Below are 5049 nucleotides of genomic sequence, written 5' to 3' on the forward strand. Positions count from 1 at the left end.
CATGCCAGTGGCGTGCGCCTCGCCGATGGCGGCGTGGTCCCCGCCGAGATCGTGGTGCTGGCGGTCGGCGTGCGGCCCGACTCCTCGCTCGCCGCCGCCGCAGGCCTGCCGGTCAACCGCGCCATCCTGGTGGATGACGCGATGCGGACGGCGGACCCTGCGATCTACGCCGTCGGCGAATGCGCCGAGCACAACGGCGCCGTGGTCGGCCTCGTCGCCCCGGCGCTGGCCATGGCCGAGACCGCCGCCGCCGCCATCGCCGGGGAGGCCGGCGCCTATGCGCCCCGCCCCGACGCGGCGGCGCTGAAGATCTCCGGCGTCGCGGTCTGGTCGGGCGGGCAGGTCGCCCCGCCGGATGCCGAGGCGGTCACCTTCCACGACCCCGCCTCCGGCCATTTCCGCCGCCTCTGGCTGCGCGACGGCCGCCTCGTCGGCGCCGTGCTCTACGGCGATGCCGGGGATTCCTCCTTCTATCTCGACCTCATCGTCAGCGGCCGTCCGGTGGGCCCTGACCGCGCCGGGCTCGCCCTGGGGCCGGACCATCTGGAGCGCGCCGCATGAACCAGGCCTTCACCGACGAGCAGCAGAACTACCTCAAGGGCTTCATGGCGGGCGTCGAGGCCCGGCGCGGCAGCCTCGCCCCCGCCGGTGGCGCTGCCGGCGGCGCGCCCGCCGATGCGATGCGCGCGGCGCAGGACGCCACCATCGCCCGGGGCGGCAAGCTGACGGCCGAGGAGAAGGCCAAGCGCGAGAAGCATCCGCTGGACCGCTGGGACGAGGTCGTGGCCCGCGCGGAACAGGGCAGGTTCCCACATGGCGTGGACAACCTGCTGACCCGCTGGCACGGGCTGTTCTTTGTCGGGCCGACGCAGGATGCCTTCATGTGCCGGCTGCGCATCCCCGGCGGCATCATCACCACGCACCAGTTCCGCGGCATCGCCGCCATCGCCGAGGAATGCGGCGGCGGCTACACCGACGTCACCAACCGCTGCAACCTGCAGATCCGCATGATCCCGGCGGACAAGGGGCCGGAGGTGATCGAGCGGCTGGGCGAGATCGGCATCCTGCCCAAGGGCACGGGGGCGGACAACATCCGCAACATCTCCGCCACTCCGACGGCGGGGATCGACCCGCACGAGATCATCGACGTGCGGCCGGTGGTGCGGGCGCTGCACTTCCACATCCTGCACACGCGCGACCTGTTCGGCCTGCCGCGCAAGTTCAACATCTCCTTCGACGGCGGCGGCCGCATCCCGGTACTGGAGGACACGGCCGACGTCGCCTTCACCGCCGTCCGGGTGGAGGGGGAGGCGCTGTTCCGCCTCGCGCTGGGCGGTATCACGGGGCACAAGGACTTCGCCCGGGATACGGGCGTGGTGCTGCCGCCGGGCGATGCGGTGAAGGTGTCCGACGCCATCCTGCGCGTCTTCATCGCCAACGGCGACCGCACGGACCGCAGGAAGGCGCGGCTGAAATACGTGCTCGACGCCTGGGGCTTCGACAGGTTCATCGCGGAGGTCGAGAAGCAGCTCGGCGCGCCGCTGCGCCGGGCGGAGAACAGCGTGGACTTCTCCGCGCAGGAGAAGCACGGCCATCTCGGCGTGCATGACCAGAAGCAGGAAGGGCTGCAGTATATCGGCCTGACCCTGCCCATGGCGCGCGTGACGGCGGAGCGCATGCGCGGCATCGCCGCGATCGCCGACCGGCACGGTTCCGGCAACCTGCGCCTGACACCCTGGCAGAACATCCTGATCATCGACATCCCGCGCGAGGCCATGCCGCAGGTACAGGCGGAGATCGTGGCGCTGGGCCTGGGCTGGGAGGCGAGCCATATCCGCGGCGGCCTCGTCGCCTGCACCGGCGCGGCAGGGTGCAAGTTCGCGGCCGCGCACACCAAGCAGCACGGCGCGGCGCTGACCGACTATCTCGATGCGCGCATCGCCGTGCCGCAGCCGGTGAACATCCATCTCACCGGCTGCCACAATTCCTGCGCCCAGCACTATATCGGCGATATCGGCCTGATCGGCGCCAAGGTGGAGCGCGGCGAGGAGGAGGTCGAGGGCTATGACCTGCATGTCGGCGGCGGCGCCGGGTCGCAGCAGCGCATCGGCCGGCTGGTGCGCCCCAAGGTCGCGCATGACGAGCTCGGCCCGATGGTGCTGAACCTGCTGCGCGCCTGGGCCGAGGAAGACCCCGAGGCCTCCTTCCACGACTTCGCCGCCCGGCATGACGAGGGCGCGCTGCGCGCCATCGCCGAGGCCCCCCATCCGGAGAGCGTCGCATGAACGCGCTGGTCCCCCAGGCCTCGGCTCCCCAAAGCTTCGGCCAGCCCGCCCCGGTGCCGCTGATCCCCGACAGCGCCCCCTTCAGCCCCGTCCAGCGCGCCTGGCTGAACGGCTTCCTCGCCGGCCTCTATGGCGGAGCGGCGGAGAACATGTCCCAGCCCGCGCCGCAGGAGGAGGAGGACTTCCCCTGGCACGACCCGGCGCTGGGGATGGATGAGCGGCTGAAGCTCGCCGAGGGCAGGCCGCAGCCGCGCCGCCTGATGGCGGCCATGGCGCAGCTCGATTGCGGCCAGTGCGGCTATGTCTGCCAGACCTATGCCGAGGCGCTGGCCAAGGGGGAGGAAGCCTCGCTCGGCCTTTGCGTGCCCGGCGGCAAGGCGACGCAGAAGATGCTGAAGGCGCTGCTGGCCGAGGCCCCCGCCGCCGCGCCGAAAGCCACGCCGAAGGCGAAGGGGCCGGCGCTGGTGCCGGTTCGCCTGCGCGGTGCCCGCCGCCTCACCGGCGCGAGCTCGGCCAAAGACGTACGCAACGTCGTGCTGGAGCTGGAGGGCAGCGGGCTGCACTACCTGCCCGGCGACAGCCTCGGCCTGCTGGCGCCCAACGATCCGGCGGTTGTCGAAGCCAGCATCGCCGCGCTCGGCGCCACGGGCGAGGAAGCCGTGCCCTGCCCGGATGGCGAGAGCCGCCCGCTGCGCGAGGCCTTCTCGCTGCACCTCGCCATCGCCCGCCCGCTGGACCGCACGCTGGACCTTCTGGCCGGCGCGGCGAAGGAACCGGGCGAGGCCGCCGCGCTGCGCCGGCTGGCGGAGGGCGAGGACGGCGCCGAGCCCGCCGATGCCGACCTGCTGGACCTGCTGGAGCACTTCCCCTCCGCCCGCCCACCGCTGGCCGACCTTGCCGCCTCGCTGCCGGGGCTCAAGCCGCGGCTCTATTCCATCGCCTCCTCGCCGCTCGCCGTGCCGGGGCGTGTCGAGCTCTGCGTCAGCGTGGTGCGCGCGCCGCGTCGCGGGCGGGTGCGCGACGGCGTGGCCTCGGCGCATCTGGGCTTCCGCGCCCTGCCGCTTGCCGAAGGCGGCGCCCATGCCGAGCCACACGACATCGAACGCGTCCTGCCCGAATGCGTGCCGCTGCCGGCGCATATGCAGGAAAGCCATTTCCGCCTGCCGGAAGACCCCGCCGTGCCCGTGATCATGTGCGGCCCCGGCACCGGCATCGCGCCCTTCCGCGCCTTCCTGCAGCACCGCGCCGCGCAGGGCATCAGGGGCCGCACCTGGCTCTTCTTCGGCGACCAGCACGAGGCGAGCGACTTCCTTTTCCGCGAGGAGATCGAGGCCTGGCAGCGGGACGGCACGCTGGAACGGCTCTCCCTCGCCTGGTCGCGCGACCAGAAGCGGAAGGTCTATGTCCAGGACCGCATGAAGGAGGAAGCCGCCGATCTCTGGCGCTGGCTGCAGGATGGCGGCCGCTTCTACATCTGCGGCGATGCCGCGCGCATGGCCAAGGACGTGGACACCGCGCTGCGCGGGATCGCCATGTCGCAGGGCGGCATGGATGCCGATGCGGCGCGCGACTGGATCGTCGCCCTGGCGCGCCAGGGTCGCTACCTGCGGGACGTGTACTGAGATGGAGACCGTCCGTACCACCTGCCCCTATTGCGGCGTCGGCTGCGGCGTGCTGGCAAGGCCGGATGGCGGCCCGGTCGCGGGCGACGCGGCGCATCCGGCGAGCGGCGGGCGGCTCTGCTCCAAGGGCTCCGCCCTGGCCGAGACGACCGGCCTCGCGGACCGGCTTCTGCACCCCGAGGTCAACGGCCGGCGCGCCTCCTGGGACGCCGCGCTGGACACGGTGGCGGAAGGCTTCCGCCGCGCCCTGGCCAGCCACGGGCCGGAGGGCACGGCGCTCTATGTCTCCGGGCAGTTGCTGACCGAGGACTATTACGCCGCCAACAAGCTCGCGAAGGCGGCGCTGGGCACGGCGAACATAGACAGCAACTCGCGCCTCTGCATGGCCAGCGCCGTGGCCGCCCATACGCGCGCCTTCGGCGAGGACCTCGTCCCCGGCATCTACGAGGACCTGGAGCTGGCCGATCTCGTCGTGCTGGTCGGCAGCAACCTCGCCTGGTGCCACCCGGTGCTCTACCAGCGCCTGGCCGCCGCCCGCGCCGCGCGGCCGGAGATGAAGCTGATCGTGCTCGACCCGCGCCGCACCGCGAGCTGCGAGGGCGCCACGCTGCACCTGCCTCTGCGCCCCGGCAGCGATGTCGCGCTCTTCGCCGCGCTGCTGGTCCATCTCCACGACAACGGCTTCGCCGATGCGGCTTTCCTCGCCAGCCGCACCGAGGGGCTGGAACCGACCCTGCAAGCGGCGCGCGCGGTGGCGGCGGAGGCGCCGGCCCTGACCGGCCTCGCCCCGTCGCTGATCCAGGCCTTCTGCAGCCTCTTCGCGCGGCATCCGAAGGTGGTGACGCTCTGGAGCCAGGGCGTGAACCAGTCCAGCGCCGGCACCGACAAGGCCAACGCGCTGATCAACTGCCATCTCCTCACCGGCCGTATCGGCGCGCCGGGCATGGGGCCCTTCAGCATCACCGGCCAGCCCAACGCCATGGGCGGGCGGGAGGTCGGGGCGCTGTCCACCATGCTCGCCGCGCATCTGCGCCAGGACCGGCCGGAAGATGTCGCCCTGCTGCGCGACTACTGGCGCGCGCCCGCCCTGCCGGAAAAGCCTGTCTCTTGATCACATCTACGCACAGCTCCACCGTAAGGCG

The 5049-nt window shown here is 72.4% G+C and carries 4 protein-coding genes; all 4 read left to right on the forward strand.

Annotation, left to right across the window (positions count from 1 at the left end):
* Positions 1 to 561: FAD-dependent oxidoreductase (locus ROTAS13_RS19080; RefSeq protein WP_171979156.1), on the forward strand; the 561-nt coding region annotated here is incomplete at its 5' end.
* Positions 558 to 2285: a NirA family protein gene (locus ROTAS13_RS19085; protein WP_058389589.1), complete on the forward strand. Its 1728-nt coding sequence runs from the start codon at positions 558 to 560 to the stop codon at positions 2283 to 2285. The genes ROTAS13_RS19080 and ROTAS13_RS19085, both read left to right, overlap by 4 nt.
* On the forward strand, positions 2282 to 3907 hold the full coding sequence (locus ROTAS13_RS19090) for a sulfite reductase subunit alpha (protein ID WP_058389588.1): 1626 nt from the start codon (positions 2282 to 2284) through the stop codon (positions 3905 to 3907). The genes ROTAS13_RS19085 and ROTAS13_RS19090 overlap by 4 nt, the downstream gene beginning before the upstream one ends.
* 1 nt (position 3908) lies before the next feature.
* Positions 3909 to 5018, forward strand: a complete 1110-nt coding sequence (locus ROTAS13_RS19095; protein WP_371329204.1) for a molybdopterin-dependent oxidoreductase — start codon at positions 3909 to 3911, stop codon at positions 5016 to 5018.
* Positions 5019 to 5049 lie beyond the last annotated feature (31 nt).

Source organism: Roseomonas sp. TAS13, from assembly GCF_001950415.1.
In the GTDB taxonomy this organism is placed as follows: Bacteria; Pseudomonadota; Alphaproteobacteria; order Acetobacterales; family Acetobacteraceae; genus Roseomonas; species Roseomonas mucosa.